The sequence below is a fragment of the Streptomyces sp. NBC_00513 genome (assembly GCF_041431415.1).
Taxonomy (GTDB): Bacteria; Actinomycetota; Actinomycetes; order Streptomycetales; family Streptomycetaceae; genus Streptomyces.
On sequence record NZ_CP107845.1, the window covers coordinates 7,418,167 to 7,438,128 of the forward strand.

Genomic DNA, 19,962 nt, shown 5'->3' on the forward strand with positions numbered 1-19,962 from the left:
GACTTGACGATCATTCCTGGCTCGCGCGTCCCCGGTAGAACCTGGACGATCCGCCTCACCGGCCACGCCGACCACACCGTCACCCTCACGTGCAGTACCCCCACCTGCCGCATGCCTCCCCGGTCCCGGGACACCAACGCCATGCGCCGCTTCGCCTCCGAGCACGCCCGGGCGCACGCCCGGTCGGTCACCGTCCAGCCGCAGGCGGACTGCGCCTGTCGCGCGGCCGAGTGCTCGCTCCACGAGGACACCCGGGCGAGCTGTTTCGGCGCCCCCATGCTGTTGCTCGTCCACAACCCGGCCATCGGTCAGGTCTGGACGCTGGCCGAGATCTGCCAGGCCTGCGCACCCCTCATCTCCCATGTCGCCGTACTGGGGCGGGCCGAGCGCCCCCTCACCGCGGCGGCCGCCCCCGCGACCGCTCCGCCCGGCCCCGCGCCGGCCCGGCCCGTCGTGCCGGGGGGATTCTCCAACCCGGAACCGGCACCCGAATCGACCGTGAAGCGCCGCCGCCCCCGCTACGGCGGCCCCACCCGACTCCCGCGCTGACCCACGGCCCGGCGGGTGCCACCCGCCCGGGAGAGCCGGGAGAGGGAGCAGGCGCGTCTCGACCGGACGACACCGCGGCGGCGGACACCGACCGACGGCGCCGGCGATCCGACCGGCGCCCGCGGAACGCATGACTCGGCCCCGCCGGGTAACACGGCGTCCATGAGGAACGAACGCGGCGATGCCGCCAGACGCGGCGGCATCCTGCTGCTTCTCCCCGTACAAGTCGCCCTGATGACGGGCTTGGGCCTGCTCATCACCGTTCCCCTGGCAGGCCGGTGGCCGCTGTCGGCGGAGGACGGGGTCAACCGCGCCTTCGCCGCGCATCGCGGTGAAGGCGCCACGGAGCTCTCTGAGTGGCTCTCCCTGCTGGCCAGTACCCGGAGCGTGATCGGTCTGAGCCTCCTCTGCGTCGCGGCACTGCTGTTGCTGCCCCGTGTGGCGTGGCGCAGGGAAGCGGCGTTCCTGGCCCTGTCCGTCGCGGCGCAATCGGCCGTCTTCCTCCTCGTCACGCTCGTCGTCGAGCGCTCCCGCCCCGACGTGCCCCATCTGGATCCGGCTCCGCCGACGTCGAGCTTCCCCTCGGGCCACGTCGGGGCCGCCACCGCGCTGTTCGGAGCACTGGCCACGATCGCGGCCACCCGGCTGCACGGCGTCCGACGCGTTCTCGCGGTCGGCGCACTGGCTCTGATCCCCGTCGCCGTGGCCCTTTCCCGGCTCTACCGGGGAATGCACCATCCCTCCGACGTACTGGGCGGCCTGCTCAACGGCGCCTGCACGCTGTTCGTCGTGGGATACGCGCTGCTCCTCCCCGCCCGATCCCGACGGGACCACGCTTCCCGCTCCGGCACGACCCGCGATGCCGCACTCCCCGCGACCCGCACCCCGGCCGATGCCGACGCCGACACCAATGCCGGCGACGACCCCGAGGGCCTCAGGGCGGGTCGGGTCGTGGTGGTCCGCCATCCCCATTCCTGCGACGACGAGTTGGCCGAGCGGGTGCGCTCCGTCCTGAGTCACCGGGGCCACCCCGATCAGGTGTGGACGGAGACTTCGGCCGACGACCCCAGCGGAGGGCTCGCCGCGCGGATCGGCGACACCGGGACGACCCTGGTCGTCGCCTGTGGCGGCGACGGCACCGTACGCGCCTGCGCCGAGGTGCTCGCCGGTACGGACATCGCGTTGGCCGTCGTCCCCTGTGGAACCGGCAACCTCCTCGCCCGCAACCTGCGGCTCCCCGCTGATCCGGCGACGGCACTGGACGCCGCCCTGTCCGGGAGGACCACCCGCATCGACATGGGCAGGCTGAGCGGCGACCGGCTCGAACCCGCCCGCTTCACGGTGATGGCAGGCGCCGGCCTGGACGCGGCCATGGTCCGGGACGCCTCGGACCGGCTCAAGGAGCGGGTGGGCTGGGCCGCGTACGTGGTGTCGGCCTTCGGCCACCTCCGCGACCCCAGGATGCGGCTCTCGATCCGGCTCGACGACGGCGCCGAGCTGGAGCGACGGGCCCGCATGGTCGTCATCGGCAACGTCGGAACCCTTCAGGGCGGGCTGCCGCTCCTGCCGGACGCCCGCCCCGACAGCGGTCGCCTGGACATGGTGCTGCTCGACCCGCGCGGAGCCGCCGGATGGCTCGTCGCGGCGGGACACGTCATGTCCCGCGCCCTGCCCGGCCGGGCATCCTCCGCGACCCGCACACCCGCCGGCGCCGTGGCCGGCGGCGCACTGGAGTACTTCAACGCCGCGCGGATCGACATCCGTTTCAGCAGGCCGCAACCGCGCGAGCTCGACGGCGACGCGGTCGCCTCTGGTGCCCGCCTGACCGCCGAGGTCGAACCGGGTGCGCTGCGGCTGTGCCTGCCGACACCGCGACCGCGCGTCGCCTCCGTGAGCGTCGCGGAAGGCGGCGCCGTCACCACGGCCGGCTGAGCATGCGCGCGAAACGAAGACCTACGGATCTGCAACGGGGGGTTGGGACAGCATGGGCACAGCGACTCGGGTACCACAGCGCCGCGACGTGATGGCGGTGGAGGCGGAACTGCGGATGGAGGGCGAGGAACTCTCCGCCGAGGAGGCGTGGGCCGCGTTGCGCCGCCACGGCGGATGGCGACTCGTACGGGACGCCTTCACGAGGTTCCGCTACGCCGACGGGTTCAGCCATTCCCGGGCGCTCGCGCTCCAGACCGTACTGTCGATCGTCCCTCTGGCCATCGCCGTCATAGGCCTCTCCAGCGTGCTGCACACCGAGGACATAGGCCGGATCGCCGAACTGACGATCCGGCGGCTCGCGAGCGGCCCCAGCCAGGACGTCGTGGACGACGCCCTGCTGCAGAGCCGCCGACAGGTCGGCGACGGCAGCCAGGCCGCGCTCTGGCTCGGACTGCTGTTCTCGGTGGTCAACATCACCACCAGCCTGTGCCAGGTGGAACGCGGGGCCAACCGCATCTACGGAGTGGAACGCGACCGCCCGTTCCTGCGCAAGTACACCCGAGGGCTGATGATGGCCGTGCTCGCGGGGCTGCCCCTCGGACTGAGCTTCGCGGTCACCGTCCTCGGAGCCGACCTCACCCGGGCCGTCGCGGAGGTCTACCAGCTGAGTCCGACCACCACCCGGGTGTGGGAGGTCCTGCGCTGGCCCGTCGGCATCCTGCTGGCCGTGATCGCCACCAGCGCCATCTTCCGCCGCTCGCCGCGCCGCACCCAGCCCGGCTACACGTGGCTGGCCTTCGGCGCCGGCGTCTACCTGGCGCTGTGGCTGGCGGCGACCTGGGGACTGAGCCTCTACGTCGGGGCCAGCGGCTCCTTCAGCAACGTCTACGGACCCCTCAGCGCCTTCATGTCGCTGCTGCTCTGGTCCTACCTCACCTCGCTCGCCCTCTTCCTGGGCCTCGCGTTCGCCGCTCAACTGGAAGCGGTACGGGCCGGGGTGGCGGCCCCGGTCACGGACGACCCCGGGGTCTGACGAGGCCACCCGCCATGCTCCCCGCACGGAAAGGAAACACCCCGACGATGGTTCAGCGCACCGGCCGACCGCGGCGACTCCTGGCGGGACTCACGTCCCGCCACTTCGGACCCGACACGAGATTCGGCGTGCGGCTGTTGGCGACGGTGGTCGTCACCGCCGTGGTGGCCGTGCCCTTCGCCCTCGCCCTGGTCCTCGTCGAGTCCGGGTGGGCGCCCCTGTACCGCCTGGACCAGGACACGGCCGCACGGCTCCACGACTCCGCGCTCGGCCGTCCCGGATGGGTGCGGGTGCTCGACTTCCTCACGAACGTCGTGTGGGGGCCGTTGACGATGCGCCTGTCGGTGGCCGTCCTGGTGGTGTGGCTCCTCCTGCGGGGCGCCCGGCGCCTGGCCGTGTGGGCGGCCGTCACCGCGATCGGGAGCGGCCTGCTGGGCCTGCTCACGAAGAACGTGGTCGAACGCGCCCGCCCCCACCTGTCCGACCCCGTCGCCGACGCGCCCGGCTTCTCCTTCCCCTCCGGGCACGCCATGACGGCCATGACCTCCTGCGCCGTGCTGCTGCTGGCCCTTCTCCCCCTGGTGCCCCGCAGATGGCGGCCGCTGCCGTGGCTGCTCGCCGGCCTCACGGTGCTGGGCGTCGGCTACACGCGGGTCGCGCTCGGCGTGCACTGGGTGAGCGACGTGTTGGGGGGCTGGCTGCTGGGTCTGGCCGTGGTCACGGCGACCACGCTGGCCTTCGAGGCCTGGCGGTCCGACGTCGGGCGCGAGCGCACCACGCCCGCGGAGGGTCTGGAACCCGAGATCGTGGGCGCCGACCCCGAACCGCCCGTCGACGTCCGACGGTCCTGAAGGGGAGCCTGCGCCAGACGTGCGTCGGCCCCGCCCGGACGTTCCGGGCGGGGCCGACAGGACCGGCCGTACCGGGTCAGGTCGAGGGGGGTCAGGCCACGACAGCGGGGTCGCCCGTGTCGTACGCCGTGTCCCACGGCGCCGGACCCGTGCCGGCCGACCAGTCGTCGAGCGCCTGCCGGTCGAAGCAGAGGATCCCGCACTGCTCGGCGTACTCGACGGCGGGCTGGGTGTACTCGCTCGTGGTCACCACCGCCGCGAGCTGGGCCTCGTGCACGGCGTAGCAGGTGCCGCCGAAGCGCTGCATGTCCTGGGACCCGACCTTGTTGGTGGGGCCGTAGCGCTTGCACTGGATGACGACACGGCGGCCGTCGGGGGCGGTGGCGAGGACGTCGGCCCCCAGGTCCCCGGCCCCGCCGACGACCTCGACGTCTCGACACCCGTCCCGCTCGCAGAGGTCGGCGACGGCCTGCTCGAACTCGTAGGCGTCCAGCAGGGTGTAGTCGACGCCCCGGACCTCGTACACCCGGGCTTCCACGGCCGCCGCCTCCGCTGCCGCCACAGCCGCGGCTTCCGCCTCCGCTGCCGCCGCTTCGGCCTCGGCCGTCTCGGCCGTCTCGACCGCGGTGACCGCGGCGCACCGCAGGGTGCGCGCGGTGCGCCGCGCCGCCCTGCGGATCCGCAGGCTGCGCCGCGCGGGAGCCGAGCACCCGGCCACCGTCAGGGAGGCCAGGACGACCAGCGCTGCGGCGAGGGGGTGCTCCCGGGCGGCGTCGGCCAGGACCCGCAGGGTGAGTCCCGCGCCGCACACCGTCAGGGCGGCGATGACGAACCAGCGGGCGGTGGAGCGCGTGCTGAACCGGTACCGACGTCTGGCGGGGTACTCGGGTCGGACGGGTATGGTCATCGGCGCGCCCCCTGGTCGTGTTCAAGATCGTTGGTGGCGTCTGCCCCGACCACCCCGCTTCACGCACTGGCCTGCCGCGATCACCGCGCCGGGCGTCGTGGCCGGACCTGGTGCCGACACGGGCGGCGCGAGCCGCCATACTGGGGCGACTTTGAGGAGCATGGACATGACGGATCGAGATCTGGCGCGGCACCCCGGCGGCGCGGACGTGGCGAGCCCGGACATGGCGGACCCCGCCTCCTCCCTCGCCGACCGGCGCATTCGTCGCATCCGCCGACGCCTGGAACGGCTGATCGGCGTGGCCGCGACCGAGGGGAACAGCGTGCTTCCCCTGCGGAACGGGGACGAGATCTTCACGGCGATGCTGGACCAGGTCGACTCGGCCCGCCACACCGTGGACATGATGACGTTCGTCTACTGGAAGGGCGACATCGCGCGCCGCTTCGCCGAGGCGCTCGCCGGCCGGGCCCGCGCGGGCGTCCGGGTGCGCCTGTTGCTGGACGGCTTCGGCAGCCGCCTCATAGAGGGCGAGCTGCTGGAACGGATGAGCGATGCCGGGGTCGAGGTCGCCTGGTTCCGCAAGCCGCTCTACCTCTCGCCGCTGAAGCAGAACCACCGCTGCCACCGCAAGGTGCTGGTGGTGGACGAGGAGGTGGCGTTCACCGGGGGTGTCGGCATCGCCGAGGAGTGGTGCGGCGACGCGCGCAATCCCAAGGAATGGCGCGACACCCACGTGGAACTCCGCGGACCGGCCGTCGACGGGATCGCGGCCGCCTTCGCCCAGAACTGGGCGGAGTGCCACGACGACCTCTTCGACGACCGCGACCGGTTCGTGGACCACAAGCCCGCCGGTGAGGCCATCGTGCAGGTGGTCCGCGGCTCGGCCAGCTTCGGCTGGCAGGACATGCAGACGCTGATGCGCGTCGTCCTGGAATCGGCGGAGGAACGGGTGCGTCTGGCCACCGCGTACTTCGCCCCCGACACCTATTTCGTGGAACTGCTGTGCGCGACGGCGCGCAGGGGAGTGGCGGTCCAGATCCTGCTGCCCGGATCCCACACGGACAAGCGGGTGTGCCAGTTGGCGGGACAGCACCACTACGAGGCCCTGACCGCCGCGGGAGTGGAGATCTTCCAGTACCAACCGACGATGATGCACGCCAAGGTCATGACGATGGACGGTGTCGTCTCCCTGGTGGGCTCGACGAACTTCAACCGACGCTCCCTCGACCACGACGAGGAGGTCATGCTCGCGGTGATGGACGTCGAGTTCACGGGTGTGCTCGACGCCCACTACGACCAGGACCTGGAGGTCAGTGACCGGATCAAGGCCGGCCGGTGGAAGCGGCGCTCGCTGCGTCAGCGCGCCCGCGAGGCCGCCGTGCTGCCCATCCGTCGCTTCCTCTGACCCGTCCTCGACCGCGGTGTCGCGCGGCGAGCGATGCGGCTCGTCGTGAACGTGTGATCGGTGGGGAAAAGTGTGACCGGGTAGGGGTCGGGCTCGCCCGGCCCCTACGCGGTCACGCCCCGACGCTCGGCGGCCACGATCGCGTCGAGGAGGCCGGGGAAGGCCCCGTCCGTCTCGGCGCGCCGCAGGGCGTTCATCCGTGAGGTGCCGGCGTAGTACTGCCGGATGAGGCCCGCCTCGCGCAGGATCCGAAAGTGATGTGTGGCCGTGGACTTGCTGACGGGAAGGTCGAACGCCCCGCACTTGATGTCGGTGGGGGAGTCGCGCAGCTGTATGAGGATGCTCCGCCGCACGGGTTCGACGAGGGCTTCGAGCACCTGCTGCAGGGTGATCGTTCGCAGGTCGGGGTGGGGCGGGACGCGATCGGTGTCCATGCCCCCATCGTACGACTGCGATAAAAGTTTGACAGTCATCGCACTTTGGGATGGGGTGCATCGCGACCCTTCCCCAGGTGAAAGGACGACCCGATGACCAGGACGGTGCTGTTCCACGAACTCGGCGGGCCCGAGGTGTTGAGGTTGGAGAACACGGAGGTCGGCGAACCGGGACCCGGTGAGGTGCGGATCCGCGTGGACGCCATCGGCCTGAACCGGGCGGAGGCGCTGTTCCGAGCCGGCCTGTACATCGAACCGGTGAAGCGCTTCCCCGCGCGCCTGGGTTCCGAGGCCGCCGGAGTCGTCGAGGCGGTCGGCGAGGGTGTCACCGGATTACGGCCCGGACAGCCGGTGAGCACCGTTCCCGGCTTCTCGCAGAACGACCACGGGGTGTACGCGGAACGGGCGATCGTGCCCGCCTCCGCGGTGTTGCGCCGCCCCGAGAGCCTCGGAGCCATCGAGGGCGCCGCGGTGTGGATGCCCTACGTGACGGCCTACGGCGCGCTCGTGGAGGTCGGTGGGATGCGGCCCGGTGACACGGTCGTCCTGAACGCGGCGTCCAGCAGTGTGGGCCTCGCCGCCCTTCAGGTCGCCGAACGCATCGGTGCCACCTCGATCGCCCTCACCCGCACCGCCGCGAAGCGCGAAGCCCTGCTGGAACAGGGCGCGGCGGAGGTGATCGTCACCGATGAGGAGGACGTGGTCGAGCGGGTGCTCGCGGCCACCGGCGGCCGGGGAGCCGAGTACGTCTTCGACGCCGTGGCCGGTCCCGGCGTCCTGGAACTGGGGAAGGTGGTCGCCGCCGACGGCATGCTCCTGGTGTACGGCGCCCTGAGTGGCCTGCCGACGCCCTACCCGGGACTCGACCTGGGCATGCCCGCGCTCAACATGCGGACGTACACCATGCTCGAGACGACCGCCCGGCCCGAGCGACTGCGACGGGCGGAGGCCTTCGTGGTCTCCGGCCTGCGGTCGGGCGCCTTCCGGCCCGTGGTGGACCGGACGTTCGAACTGGACGAGATCGTCGAGGCCCACCGGTACCTGGAGTCGAACGCCCAGATCGGCAAGATCGTGGTCACCGTTTCCCACTGACCCACTGACCCACTGACCCACTGACCCACTGACCCACGGCCCCGTCGGCATGCGGCGGGGCCGCCGCCGTTCGGGAAGCGGGGGTGTGGGGGTCGGCAGGTGGGTATCGGGGCCCGGCGATCACCTCTCACGGGTGAACTGCGCCCACGACGTACACGGCCGCGAGCGTGGTTCGTTCGCCGCGGCCCACGCTCGCGCCGTCGGTTTCGCGGGCGACCGTACCGCAGTGGTGAGCGCGGCCAACACGGCGGCGAACCGGCCGACTCGGCGGTGCCGGCGGCGCACGACGGCGCTCTCCACGACGGCGCGACGATGAGTGGCGCGGAGCCGCGAGGTGTCTCCCCCGTCGAACGGGGTATCGGCGTAGGACGTTCGAGAACCGGTAGCAGTCAACCGGTCTCGGGTCATCGGAATCGCCCACACCAACACACTTCACAGGCAGCGTGGGTAGAGTCCGCACCACACACATCGATCGAGGAGCCCTCATGCCCACGCAGGAGATTCCCACTCTCAAGTCCCAGTACGCGGACAAGGTCACCGCCGACCTTGATCTGAACACCGCCGAACAGGACCGCATTCGCGGGGAGATCACCTCCCTGCAGGAACGTCTGGCCGGCTTGGAGCAGGACCACGAACTCCTTGTCGGAATGCGTGCCGCCCTCGGCGACAACGCACTCGCGGTGCCCGGGCCGCGCACCGGCAAGAAGCCCGCGACGGCCGTGAAGGCCACCACGCCCACGAGGAAGCAGACGGGAGCGAAGACCGCGACCACCGGCTCGGTGAAGAAGTCGACGGCGACGAAGACGTCGTCCGCGCCGAAGTCCACGACGGCCAAGTCCACGGCGACCAAGTCCACGACGGCCAAGGCCACGGCGCCGAAGTCGACGGAGGCGAAGGCAACCGCCGCGGTGGCCGAGTCGAAGCAGTCCGCCGCCAAGCCGGTCGCCGCGAAGCAGCCGGTCGCGAAGAAGCCCGTGGCCAAGAAGGCGGCCGCGGCGGACAAGAACCAGGTCCCCCTGACGGAACTGATCCACCAGCACCTGACCGGTCAGACGGAGCCGAAGACGGCCGCCGAGATCTCCCAGGCCCTGGCGGTCGCCCACCCGGATCGCAGCCTCAACGACAACCTGGTGCGTACGAGCACCGAGCGTCTGGTCGCCCGTAGTCTGGTCGAGCGCGCCAAGCAGGGCTCCACGGTCTACTACACGGCCACCCGGACCGACGCCGTGGCCGCCGTGGCCCCGGCGGCGACCGCCGACAAGGCAGTGGCCGCGGCCGGCGTCTGATCCGAACCACGCGTGGTGCGTCGGGGCTGTTTCCACCGGTACGGCGGAGCCTGGCCGGGAGAACAGCCCCTCGCGCACGGGGGCGCGCGGGACGTGCGACGTCGACCCGTGCGATCGGACGTGTCGTCAGAGGCCGCGGGTGCGGGTCCGTGCGTGTTCGACGGCGGCCGCGGCGAATCCGCTGATCAGCGGGTGGGCGCGGGTGACGTCCCCGTCGAGTTCGGGCTGGAAGAGCGTGGCCAGGAAGAAGGGGTGCGTGGACAGTTCGACGATGCGGACCTCGCCGGATTCGTCGGTGCCGGGAAACGTCAGCCCGTGTGCCCGCAGGAGTTCGAGGTGGTACGGATTGGGTCCGTAGGCGCAGTGGTAGCGCGCTCGGGTCCGGGCGGATCCCAGCAGATGGGCCGCGCGCGAGTCCGGCGCCACCCGAACGGTCCCCTCGTGACCCACGAGTGAACAGGACAGGGGGACGACCACGGCCTCCTCGGGGGCGGCCATCGGATCGTTCTCGGCGTGTCGGGCACGCTCCAGACCGCAGGCGTTCCGTGCGAACTCCACAAGGGCGTGCTGGAAACCGCCGCAGGTGCCCAGGAAGGGAACGCCGTTCTCACGTGCCGAACGGATCGCCCTCAGGACACCGCTCTCACTGCGGTACGGGCTGCCGGGCAGCACCCAGACCGCGTCGAAGCCGTCAACCCCCAGCCCGGCCTCCTCGGTGGGGATCCAGTAGGCGTCCAGGTCCAGCCCGTCCCGCAGGCGCAGCGCCTCGATCAAGCCGGGGACGCGCACGTGGGAGTGGACGGAGTCGGAACGGTCGCCCACGAGGGCGATGCGTGCGGTGGGGTTCATGACAGCCATCCTGCTGAACAACCCATCATCAGGTCCAACGATGATGTGCTGTCCGCGCATCAGTGATACTGATGCGCATGGATCCGCATCTGCTTCGCACCTTCGTCGCGGTCCTCGACCACCGCTCCTTCTCCACCGCGGCCACGGCCCTCGGCTACACCCAGTCCGCGGTCTCCCAACACATCGCCGCACTCGAAACGGACTTGGGCACCAGACTGGTCGAACGCCGGCCCGTGGCGCCCACACCTGCCGGTGCCCGGCTGATGGAACACGTCCCCGCCCTGCTCCTGCGCCTCGACGCCGCCCGTGCCGACATCGCCCGCCTGAACCAGGCCCCCACCACCCGACTCGCCCTCGCGTGCTCGCCCGCGGCCCTCGGTACGGCGGTCGCTCGGGCCCTCGCCCGACTGCGCGCCGGCACCCGCGTGGACGTGGAGGTGCGCGTCCTGAGCCGGGAAGCGGTCGTCGAGGACGTACTCACCGCACGGGCCGACCTGGGCCTGGTCGACGGCATCACCGCCCCCAGCGACCCCCTGCCGCTGCCGGACCTCGGCCCCACCACCACCCTGGCCGCGGCCGAGGAGCCCCTGGCGGTGATCCTTCCCCTCGACCACCCGCTGGCGGAGCGTCGATCGCTGCGGCTGCCCGACCTCACCCAGGCCCAGTGGATCGACGCCCCCGACAGCGCCGTCCCTCTCGAACGGCTGCGCGGCGTATGCCGTACCGACGGATTCCCTTCGCGGATCCGCCACCGCGGAACCGACCTGTTCGGCCTCGCCGCGCTCGCAGCGGCCGGTCACGGACTCGCGGCACTGCCCCTGTCATCGGCCACCGCGCTCCCGGCCGTCGCGGCGGTCCCGATCAGCGCACCACGCCTGATCCACCGCACCGAACTCGTACACCCCGCCAACCCCACCTCTCCCGCCCGGCAGTTGATCGACCTCATCCTCGGCACGCCGCCGATCACGTGACCTGAACGCGCCGGACGCCCCGTCACGAGGTACGCCACCTCAGGAGACGGCGTACCACTGGCTGGCCCAGCCGGTGTTGATCGTGCTGGTGGACTGTTCGGCGAGGTTCAAGGTGGCCGGGAGCGAGGTCTGTCCGGTCAGCACGGTGCTGTAGCGGAGATTCGGCGGGGTCAGCCCCGCGTTCACCGAGATCCCGGCCCCCGTCGACTTGAGGGTGAGGGCGTTGGTGGCCCAGTTCCCGTTGAGGAGCAGGGCCACGAAATAGGTGCCGGGCTCGGCGGTGAAGGACTTGGACAGGGGCAGCGGTTTGGCTATCGCGTCGGTCATGAGCTGCGGCGAGATGTCGGCGGTGGACGCGCGCAGGGTGCCGCGGGCGTCGTAGACACCGAGGTAGCAGTCGGAGAGCCGGGCGTTGGGGTCGATGCCGGCCAACCCCAACCAGATGTTGGACCACGGCGTCCGCTCGCGCAGCACGATCCGCACCAGGGTGACCCGTCCGGCCACGCCCGCGACGGACTGAGACGTCACGTGCCCCGCGTCGTTGGGGTCCCCGGTCCAGGCCAGCAGGTTCTGGTCCTGCGGCCGGGGACCCTCGTACCCTCCGGCGCCGCCGGGCGCGGTGGACGCCGCCGGAGGGGGAGTGGCGGCGCCGCTCGCGCGCGGGCTCCCGCCGGGCGAGGTGCAACCGGCCAGGACGAGCAGCGCCGCGAGCGCGGCGGCGAGGCCGGTCGATACGGCGGTGGTACGGGTGCGCATGGTCCCCCCATGAGGTGCTGATGTGGCGAGGTGCCATGGTCACACGGCACCGAAATCGGGGTGCGCCCGGTCCGGGGCGGTGTCACAGTCACCGTCGTGACCTTGATGGACGTACTCGTCGACTTCGCCCGTACCGGCCGGCTCGGCCCGCTCCACTGCGGCATGCCCCTGGCCGAGGCCGAAACGCTCCTCGGACCTGGGCGCCCCCATCCCGCCATCCTGATGAAGGGCCCCGACGTCGACGGCTACCCGTACGCGTGGGGCGGCCTCCGACTGGTCGTCACCCGCCGGGCCGTCAGCGGCGTGTGGATCACGCTCCGGCCCGGATCCGCCGTGAACCTCCCACCGCTCGTCCTGCCCGATGCCGGGGAGTACGAGGCGACGGTGCTCCGTGAGGACCTCACCACAGCCCTCGACGGCGTGGGCTGCCACCACGAGATCGACCCCGTCCTCACCTTCGACGAGCAGTCGAGCATCCGCACCCGGCCCGCCGATGTGTGCGCCGTCTTCAGCCTGCCCGGTCGGGACGACCGGGTGCCGCACCGCGATCGGCACCACCTCCACGACCTGCACAGACACACGGCCTGACGGTGCGGCCCGCCCCAGGCCCGCTCCGGCCGAAGTGCCCCGGCGCGGGGCCGGACCAGACCTGCCGTGGCGGGGCCGTGGCGGGTCATCCGCCCCCGCTGCCCGGCGTACTCGGGTTGGTCGGGCCGCTCGGAGTCACCGACGGTTGCGCCGGCGGGAGGGGCCAGACGTGGTCGGGCGTCACGATGGAGGTGACCGCGTTCCCGATCATCGAGGACAGGTTCATGCCCTTGTAGTCGATGTCGGTGTTGACCAGTACCACGAGGGTCGCGTCCTCGGCGGGGAGCTGCGCGGCGATGGATTCGTAGCCGGGCAACTCCCCGTTGTGGCCGAGCCAGCCGTTGAAATCGAGGATGCCGAGACCGTACGAGGCACCGGGAACTCCGACCGATCGGGTCTCCAGCCGCTCGGCCTGCGTTTCCTTGGTGAGGAGTGTGCCGTCCGCCAACGCCGGAGCCCAGGCATGGAGGTCGTCGAGGTCGGAGACGGCCCCACCGGCGGCCCAGGCCCACGAGGGATTCCAGTCGGTGGCGTCGGCGACGCTGTCGTTCGGTGTGAAGTCCGTGTACCCGTGGGCGTGCGGGTCGGGGATGGCGCTGTCGTCGGGCAGCGAGGTGTCGTTCAACTTCAGCGGCGTGAAGACGTGTTCCTCGAGGTAGTCGCCGAGGCTCTGCCCACTGACCTTCTCGATCAGCATGCCGAGCAGCACGGTGTTCGTGTTGCTGTACTGCCACTTGGTGCCGGGCGCGAAGTTCGGCGGGTGACTGAAGGCGATGTCCAGGAGCCCGCGCGGCGTGTAGGCCCGATGCGGGTCGGCGCGCACTTGCGCCAACCATGCTTTGTCCTCCGTGTAGTTGAAGAGGCCGCTGCTCATCCCCGCCAGTTGGCGCAGGGTGATCTCGTCGCCGCCGGGGACACCGGTGACGTACCGGGATATCGGGTCGTCGAGCGCGACCTTGCCCGCGTCGACGAGTTGGAGGACGCCCGTGATGGTGAACGTCTTCGTGATGCTCCCGATCCTCGTGAAGAGGTCGGACTTCATGGGAGTCCCCGTCCGTGTGTCCGCGACGCCGAAGGACTTCTCGTACGTGCCGCGCCGGGGGATCCACAGACCGACGTTGAGACCCGGTACATCGGCCTCGTCCATGATCCTCGTGATCGCCGCGTCCAGTTTCCGTACGGTGGTGGGATCGAGGTCCCGCTGCGCGGAGGCGACGGCCCGGTCGGGGGTGGTGCCCGCGCAGAGGGCGGCGAGCAGGACGGCCGCCACGGCGGGTACGGCGGCCCGGCTGGACCGTCGAGCATGCGACGGGCGATACCTGCCCATGGTCGTTCACCTCTGGTCCGGGTCGATCGGACAAGCGTTTCCCGAGCCCCCGACGGTGTCTCCCACCATGGTAGGAGCGCCCGACCTGCCACGCGATGTCGAAGCGACCACCGGACCGGCCGCGCCCCGCACGTCCGCGGCGCTCGTGCACCGCCAGGCCCCGCAGGGCTTCGGATCAACGACCCTTGGTCACGGCCTCCGGCCCGGGGCCGGGTCACGTCGTTCCGGTCGCCGCCCCGTCGCCGGCAGAAGCAGCGGGCCGGCCCGTTTGGCACGGCGCTGGACGAGGGCCGTCTCCATGCGGCCGATGCCGGGCAGCGCCGCCAACTCGACGGTCAGGTAGTCGTACAACCCGCCGGGGTCGCGGCACTGGAGCATGGCGAAGACCGAGGCCCGGCCCGTCGTGACGGCCGCGAAGGCGACCGCGTCGTGCCGTGACAGCGCCCGGGTCACCTCGCCCAGCGCGGCGGGCGCCACCTCCAACCACAACAGCGCCTCCACCGGGAAACCGAAGCGGGACGGATCCACGTCCACCTCGAAGTGGAGCACCCCGGCAGCCCGGAGCCCGGCGACGCGGCGACGCACCGTCGAAGCCGACCAACCGGTGACGTCGGCCAGCCGTGCCACGTCGGCCCGACCGTCCCGGCCCAGTTCCCCCGCCAGCCGTGCGTCCGCCGCGCCCCAGCCGGACTCCGACTCCCCGGCGGCGACCCGCACGTCCTCCGGGTTCTCCGCGGCCACCGGGCCCTTCGCGGCCTTCGGGGGCGCGAGGGCGTCCGGGCCGTCGACCGGCTCCCCCGGGGCGCCGAGCAGGGCCGCCCGCTCGGACGCGTCCAGGGCGCTCGTACGGCCCGCCCAGCCGCCGACCCCCGCCACCGGTCGCAGTACGCAGCCCGCCTCCACGTCCCGGACTCCGGGGGTCCGCAGCAGGTGGTCGAAGAGGGGACGCCCACCCTCGGCGCCCGCCGCGGGTGTACGCGCCATGCAGGTCAGGCGCGTCCCGCCGGCGAGCGGGGCGATCCACGAGGTGTCGTCGCGCTGGGCGAGGGCGGTGGCCAGCGCGTCGGCGGCATCGGGCGTGCAGTCGATGCGGACGAACCAGTCGAGCATCCCGATCCGCCGACTGTCCACGAGCCCGACCACCCGAACCACCAGCTCCGACCGCAGCCGGTGGTAGCGGCGCGCCACGGTCCGCTCGGGCGCCCCCAGCACCGAGGCGATCCTGCTGAACGAGGCCCGTCCGTCGATCTGAAGGGCGTGGATCAGACGCCGGTCCAGCTCGTCCAGCGTGACGGATCGCGTCATGAAAGGCCCTCCGCGCGTCTGATCCCACCGTTGGCGGCGACTGTACAGCGCCCCCGGGAGCCGCGGGCGGGACGCTGACGGGGTCGTGCAGATCCAGCGGATCGACCCGGACACCGTCCGCGGATCGGCCGCGGCCCTGACCGACGGTTCCGCCTGACCGCCAACCCCGTCTCCCACGGATCCACCGACTCGGGTTGCCTCACGGAGGGGAGTTCCGGACATGGAACCGCTCGTCACACTCGTCGCCGTCACCGGCCTGCTCCTGCTCGCCGGTGCGCTCGGGGTCGTACGGTCGCGGCCGCCGGTCGTGGCCCTGCGGGGCGGTCTGGCCGCCATGTTCACGCTCACCGCGAGCGCGCATTTCGTCGGGATGCGCGAGGAGATCGTCGCCATGGTGCCGCCGGCCCTGCCCGCGCCGGAACTGCTCGTCACCGTGACCGGCGTCGTCGAACTCGCCTGCGCGCTGGGGCTGCTGTGGTCGCGGGCGACCCGCGCGTCGGCCGCCGTGCTGAGCGCGCTGCTGATCGCGATGTTCCCCGCCAACGTGCACGCCGCCGGCGGCGACGCGCCCTGGTGGGACCGGCTGGGCCCGCGGGCGGCCCTGCAGGCCGTTTTCCTCGCGGCCACGGTCATCGTGCTGACCCGCCACGGCCGGGCGGTCGCCCGAACGCCGGCACCGCCCACGCGCGACTCGCCGACGAGGTGACCGCAGCCGCGCACGGAGGGGCGTACGGAAGGGCGTACGGGGCGGGCGGTGGCTCGCGGGATCCGGGATCCGCTCGGCTCGGTCGGGGCCGGCCGGCGCCGCCGGCTCCCTTCCATTCGGGGCTACACCACACCCTTGCGGGTGACGGTTCGGAATGGTGTGCGGATGTGTACGGGGTGAGCGTGCGAGGTTCTCTCCCGGACAGGGCTGTGGCCCACATCGTGCGTGGAGACCTCGGCCTCCCGACACGGGTCGGCAGGCGGCGGCGCGCGGATCGGGCGTCGATCGCTCCTGTCCACTCACGCCTGCCCTTCGTGTCGTCGAAGGTCAGGCTCGCACCCACCGGAAGGAAGCACATGAGGAAGCTCGCTTGGGCTGCACGCGGTGTCGCGGCAGTATCGGGGGCCATGCTCCTGGGAGCGCTGGCAGTGCCGTCCGCGGTCGCCGACGGCCCGGAATCCAAGGGCGGCGCCCCGGCCTCGCCCGACAGCCGCAAGTGTCAGACGGACCGTGACGTCAGCTCGGCCGTGGTCGATTACGGCGGGAGTGTTCTGTTCGAGACCGTGTTCCGCGCGGCGACCGACCGTCAGGGCCACGCGTTCCTCAACGACAGCCGCAACCCGGGTGTCTGGATCAACCTCGGTCTGCTCGACGGCGCACCCAAGTGCACCCGCGGCACCGCCGTCTCGGTCACCGAGGAGAGCCCCGGCCACCTCTTCATCACCCTGCTGGGCAGCAACGGGAAGCTGCACCAGGCCCGCTGCGTCACCAGCAGCACTGTGCCGTTCACGCCCGCGACCCTCCCCGCGGCGTGCGCCCCCGGCTTCACGACCCTCGCGGGCACGCCCGTTTAACCACTGGGCCCGGTCCTGCCCGTCAGCGCACCGGACCTGAGTGGATGCCCGCCGTCACGGCCGGCCGCACCGCGCGGTCGGCCGTGACGCGTGTCCGGACGGGGCAATTCTTCCGCCGCGGTCAGACCTGCCCGAGGTCCGAGCTCACCCACCGCTGCGGACGCATGTGGAACACGAGCTGCGCGCCGTGGTCCTTCCAGGCGAAATCGACGTAGCCGTCCACCTTCTCCGCCGGCAGGTACCGTGAGGCGATCTCCACCAGCTGTTCGCGTCGGGCGGGCGCGGTCGAGATGACCGGACCCTCGACCGACACGTACCGGATCGTCGGCTCCAGACGGTCCACCATGAGCGTGAACCGGCCTGCGGACCCGATCAGTTCGGCCTTGCGGGAGTCCCGGCCGGTCATGATCCAGAGGTCGCCGCCGGGAGCGTACTGGTACCAGATCGGGACGGTCAGCGGTGCGCGTTCACCGTCCGCGCCCGCGCTCACCGCGAAGGCGGCGACATGGGGCTCGGAGAGGAACTGCTCACGCTCGGTACGGGACAGGGCCACGGCACACTCCTTCGGTGGGGAGACCTTCCATGAGAGGAATCTGCCCCGCTTCGCCCGCATTCCCCGCTTCTCACCCGCATGGCGCAGGGGGCCACCGAGACGCCCGGCACCGGTCGCCGCGCGGCGACCGCTCCGACGGCGAGACCTCGGTGTGGGCCCCGGTCGTGGCCCTGCTCCGCGCGTCACGGCCTTCGGCGGAGGCGACCGGGTCAGGTCGCCTCCGCCGAAGGCCGCGAGATCGTGATCCGCCGAGATCAGCGCGCGGCGCCGAAGTCCTGCGTCCAGTAGGAGTTCGGCTCCGCCAAGCCGACGCCGATCTCCTTGAACGCGCAGTTGAGGATGTTCTCCCGGTGTCCGGGGCTGTTCATCCAGCCGTTCATGACCTGCTCGGGCGTGCTGTAGCCGTAGGCGACGTTCTCGCCGTAGGTCATCCAGCTGTAGCCGGCGCGGGTGATGCGCGCACCCGGGTCCGAGCCGTCGGAGCCGGTGTGCGACATGTTGGAGTGCGCGGCCATGTCCTTGCTGTGGTTCAGCGCGGCGGTCGTCAGCTTCGCATTGACGGTGAGCGCCGAGCACCCCGCCTTGGCGCGCTCCTGGTTGACGAGGGCCACCACCTCGGCGGCCGGACCGGAGGACGGCACGGTCGGGCTGGTCGGCTGTGTCGTGGCCACGGGGGCCGTCGGGGCGACCGGAGCGGGCTCCGACGGCCTCACGGGCTTCGTCGCCGTGGGGGGCTTCGTCGCGCCGGTCGACGGCTTCGTCTTGTGCGGACGGTGGCTGACCGGGGCCGGCGGCGTGGACGCCGTGGACGGTTCGACCGTCTCGATCGGGATGCTCGCGTCGCCCGCCAGGTTCTGGAGCGACGTGTCGGGGGTGGGGGCACTGGTGGTGGGGACACTGTGGGAGGGGCGCACGTGCCGGCCGGTGGCGGTCGCCGCACCCGACTCCTGGGTGTCCAGGCACGCCATGGCGGCGGTGGGTATGCCCACGATGCCCAGGGTGACGGCGGCGATCGATATTTTCTTGTAGTGCGTCCTCTTACGGTGCTTCATGCGTGACCTCACTTGGTTTCTGCGAAGCGTCCTGCGCCTGAGCTGCTGGAGCGCCGGGCGGGCCGCCATTCTTAGAAGCCCCGGAAGGGGCTGGCAAGTCTCGGCGTCGACTCGCGCCCCGGCGCCGCTCACCGGGCTTGAAATGGGCGGGGAGTCGTGCTGACCGACCGGCCGACATGATCCGTGAGACGAGTGACGCCCCCTCAGGAACCCCTCGGGCAGGCTTGATCGCCCCCTTCGGTCTCACTCCCCGAGACGCCCATTTCGGCAGAGAGGGGAATGTCGAGCCCCAACGGACAAATCTCTATATGTCCGGGAGGCGGTAGTGGACGTAATGGTTCCGTGATCTCTCGATGCCCCGTGACTCATGTCACTGTTTCGAGCGGAACCACGCGCCGTTCGGCGGCCGCACGCCGCGTTCGCGCTCGCGCGCGTCGGCCTGATCGCCGGGCCGGCGTGCACGACCCTCGGGCGAGTCCCGCTCCCGTGTCGACGGGCGTCCCGCGGGCCGAGGGCTGGCGACGTCCGGCCGGCCGGCCGTGCGACAGACCATGAAGGAACCCCGGTAGGGACCAAGTAGCCCTGTGCGCAAACGCGTTGTGTACCGCACCGGACGCTGAACAGCCGCTGCCGGGACCCTTGCTGTGCCGTCGAGGTTCGCCAATGATGCTCCCGGCGCGCCGACCGACACGGTCGGGAGCCACACGTCACCCCCGAACCGAACGGCCGGAGGCCTGTTGTGCGGACCAGTCATCACATCCGGAGATCATCCGTCGTCGTCGGCACCGCCCTGGCGCTGGTCGTCGCCGTCGCCCAGACGGCCTTCGCGGCTCCGCCCCCGGCGCTCCCCACCAACGCCGAGGCAGTCGAGCTGACCTTCCAGCCGGCCTTCGACTACGACACGGACGGCTGCTACCCGACACCCGCCATCGGGCCGACCGGAGTCCTGAACGGCGGCCTCAAACCCAGCGGGGCCCTCAACGGCAACTGCCGCGACGCCTCGGACCTCGCCAACACCAACAGCTACTCCCGCGCCAAGTGCAACAACGGGTGGTGCGCCGTGGTGTACGCCCTGTACTTCGAGAAGGACCAGGCCATACCCGGCATCGGGCTCGGCGGCCACCGCCACGACTGGGAACACGTCGTCGTGTGGATCCAGGACAACCAGGCGAAGTACGTCGCCACCTCGGCCCACGGCGACTTCAACCTCCACACACGCGACCAGATCCGCTGGGACGGCACCCACGCCAAGGTCGTCTACCACAAGGACGGTGTCGGAACGCACTGCTTCCGCGCCGCGAACACGAACGACGAGCCGCCGGAGAACCACCGCGGCACCTGGCAGTTCCCCGCGCTCGTCGGCTGGTCGGGCTATCCGGCGACGCTGCGGGACAAGCTCAGCCAGGCCGACTTCGGCAGTGCGCACTTCGGCCTGAAGGACGACTCCTTCTCGTCCCACCTCGCGAAGGCCAAACCGGCGGGCATCCCCTTCGACCCGTACCAGTAGACACC

The 19,962-nt window shown here is 71.7% G+C and carries 20 protein-coding genes; 12 read left to right on the plus strand and 8 right to left on the minus strand.

The window, feature by feature from the left end; all coding sequences use genetic code 11:
* Positions 1-3 precede the first annotated feature (3 nt).
* The 4 genes from OHA84_RS33415 to OHA84_RS33430 all read left to right on the plus strand — a co-directional run bounded on the left by OHA84_RS33415 (position 4) and on the right by OHA84_RS33430 (position 4,365).
* Complete coding sequence (locus tag OHA84_RS33415) at positions 4-549, plus strand: hypothetical protein (protein WP_266968200.1); 546 nt, start codon at positions 4-6, stop codon at positions 547-549.
* Positions 550-711: 162 nt separating this feature from the next.
* Positions 712-2,481: a diacylglycerol kinase family protein gene (locus OHA84_RS33420; RefSeq protein ID WP_266968198.1), complete on the plus strand. Its 1,770-nt coding sequence runs from the start codon at positions 712-714 to the stop codon at positions 2,479-2,481.
* Positions 2,482-2,533: 52 nt separating this feature from the next.
* Positions 2,534-3,514 carry a YihY/virulence factor BrkB family protein gene (locus OHA84_RS33425; RefSeq protein ID WP_266968196.1) on the plus strand — a complete coding sequence of 327 codons (981 nt, stop codon included), beginning with the start codon at positions 2,534-2,536 and terminating at the stop codon, positions 3,512-3,514.
* Positions 3,515-3,561: 47 nt separating this feature from the next.
* On the plus strand, positions 3,562-4,365 hold the full coding sequence (locus OHA84_RS33430) for a phosphatase PAP2 family protein (RefSeq protein WP_266968194.1): 804 nt from the start codon (positions 3,562-3,564) through the stop codon (positions 4,363-4,365).
* 91 nt (positions 4,366-4,456) lie between these two features.
* On the opposite strand, the gene OHA84_RS33435 is transcribed toward OHA84_RS33430, so the two are convergent.
* A complete protein-coding gene (locus OHA84_RS33435; protein ID WP_266968192.1) occupies positions 4,457-5,272 on the minus strand; it encodes a restriction endonuclease in 816 nt (271 codons plus the stop codon).
* A gap of 223 nt (positions 5,273-5,495) precedes the next feature.
* On the opposite strand from OHA84_RS33435, the gene OHA84_RS33440 reads away from it, so the two are divergent.
* Positions 5,496-6,677, plus strand: coding sequence for a phosphatidylserine/phosphatidylglycerophosphate/cardiolipin synthase family protein (locus OHA84_RS33440; RefSeq protein WP_266973849.1), 1,182 nt, complete (start codon positions 5,496-5,498; stop codon positions 6,675-6,677).
* A 104-nt stretch (positions 6,678-6,781) separates the two neighbouring features.
* Here the strand turns inward: OHA84_RS33440 and OHA84_RS33445 are convergent, their stop codons facing one another.
* Positions 6,782-7,111, minus strand: coding sequence for a helix-turn-helix transcriptional regulator (locus OHA84_RS33445; RefSeq protein WP_266968190.1), 330 nt, complete (start codon positions 7,109-7,111; stop codon positions 6,782-6,784).
* Between the two features lie 93 nt (positions 7,112-7,204).
* Here OHA84_RS33445 and OHA84_RS33450 point away from each other — a divergent pair, with 93 nt between their 5' ends.
* Together OHA84_RS33450 and OHA84_RS33455 are read left to right on the plus strand one after the other, a co-directional pair.
* Entirely contained in the window at positions 7,205-8,203 is a 999-nt protein-coding gene (locus tag OHA84_RS33450; RefSeq protein WP_266968188.1) for a zinc-dependent alcohol dehydrogenase family protein, read from the plus strand.
* Positions 8,204-8,688: 485 nt separating this feature from the next.
* Positions 8,689-9,489: a hypothetical protein gene (locus OHA84_RS33455; protein WP_266968186.1), complete on the plus strand. Its 801-nt coding sequence runs from the start codon at positions 8,689-8,691 to the stop codon at positions 9,487-9,489.
* Between the two features lie 126 nt (positions 9,490-9,615).
* Here OHA84_RS33455 and OHA84_RS33460 read toward each other — a convergent pair whose 3' ends face one another.
* Entirely contained in the window at positions 9,616-10,338 is a 723-nt protein-coding gene (locus tag OHA84_RS33460; protein ID WP_266968184.1) for a hypothetical protein, read from the minus strand.
* 77 nt (positions 10,339-10,415) lie between these two features.
* Here OHA84_RS33460 and OHA84_RS33465 point away from each other — a divergent pair, with 77 nt between their 5' ends.
* On the plus strand, positions 10,416-11,309 hold the full coding sequence (locus tag OHA84_RS33465) for a LysR family transcriptional regulator (RefSeq protein ID WP_266968182.1): 894 nt from the start codon (positions 10,416-10,418) through the stop codon (positions 11,307-11,309).
* 39 nt (positions 11,310-11,348) lie between these two features.
* Here the strand turns inward: OHA84_RS33465 and OHA84_RS33470 are convergent, their stop codons facing one another.
* The gene (locus OHA84_RS33470; protein ID WP_266968180.1) at positions 11,349-12,065 is read right to left on the minus strand and encodes a hypothetical protein; all 717 of its coding nucleotides are present in this window, start codon (positions 12,063-12,065) and stop codon (positions 11,349-11,351) included.
* A 96-nt stretch (positions 12,066-12,161) separates the two neighbouring features.
* Between OHA84_RS33470 and OHA84_RS33475 the strand changes: the two genes are divergently transcribed.
* Positions 12,162-12,653, plus strand: a complete 492-nt coding sequence (locus OHA84_RS33475) for a hypothetical protein (RefSeq protein WP_266968179.1) — start codon at positions 12,162-12,164, stop codon at positions 12,651-12,653.
* Positions 12,654-12,738: 85 nt separating this feature from the next.
* Here the strand turns inward: OHA84_RS33475 and OHA84_RS33480 are convergent, their stop codons facing one another.
* Both OHA84_RS33480 and OHA84_RS33485 read right to left on the minus strand, forming a co-directional pair.
* Positions 12,739-13,980: a serine hydrolase gene (locus tag OHA84_RS33480; protein ID WP_266968177.1), complete on the minus strand. Its 1,242-nt coding sequence runs from the start codon at positions 13,978-13,980 to the stop codon at positions 12,739-12,741.
* Positions 13,981-14,169: 189 nt separating this feature from the next.
* The gene (locus OHA84_RS33485) at positions 14,170-15,285 is read right to left on the minus strand and encodes an Lrp/AsnC family transcriptional regulator (protein ID WP_266968175.1); all 1,116 of its coding nucleotides are present in this window, start codon (positions 15,283-15,285) and stop codon (positions 14,170-14,172) included.
* Positions 15,286-15,505: 220 nt separating this feature from the next.
* Between OHA84_RS33485 and OHA84_RS33490 the strand changes: the two genes are divergently transcribed.
* A complete protein-coding gene (locus OHA84_RS33490) occupies positions 15,506-15,991 on the plus strand; it encodes a DoxX family membrane protein (protein WP_266968173.1) in 486 nt (161 codons plus the stop codon).
* A 356-nt stretch (positions 15,992-16,347) separates the two neighbouring features.
* Positions 16,348-16,845, plus strand: coding sequence for a hypothetical protein (locus tag OHA84_RS33495; RefSeq protein WP_266968171.1), 498 nt, complete (start codon positions 16,348-16,350; stop codon positions 16,843-16,845).
* A 121-nt stretch (positions 16,846-16,966) separates the two neighbouring features.
* On the opposite strand, the gene OHA84_RS33500 is transcribed toward OHA84_RS33495, so the two are convergent.
* Both OHA84_RS33500 and OHA84_RS33505 read right to left on the minus strand, forming a co-directional pair.
* Positions 16,967-17,398, minus strand: coding sequence for a pyridoxamine 5'-phosphate oxidase family protein (locus tag OHA84_RS33500; RefSeq protein WP_266968169.1), 432 nt, complete (start codon positions 17,396-17,398; stop codon positions 16,967-16,969).
* A gap of 254 nt (positions 17,399-17,652) precedes the next feature.
* Entirely contained in the window at positions 17,653-18,450 is a 798-nt protein-coding gene (locus tag OHA84_RS33505) for a CAP domain-containing protein (protein ID WP_266968167.1), read from the minus strand.
* Between the two features lie 739 nt (positions 18,451-19,189).
* Here OHA84_RS33505 and OHA84_RS33510 point away from each other — a divergent pair.
* A complete protein-coding gene (locus OHA84_RS33510) occupies positions 19,190-19,957 on the plus strand; it encodes an NPP1 family protein (RefSeq protein WP_266968165.1) in 768 nt (255 codons plus the stop codon).
* The last annotated feature ends 5 nt before the right edge of the window (positions 19,958-19,962 follow it).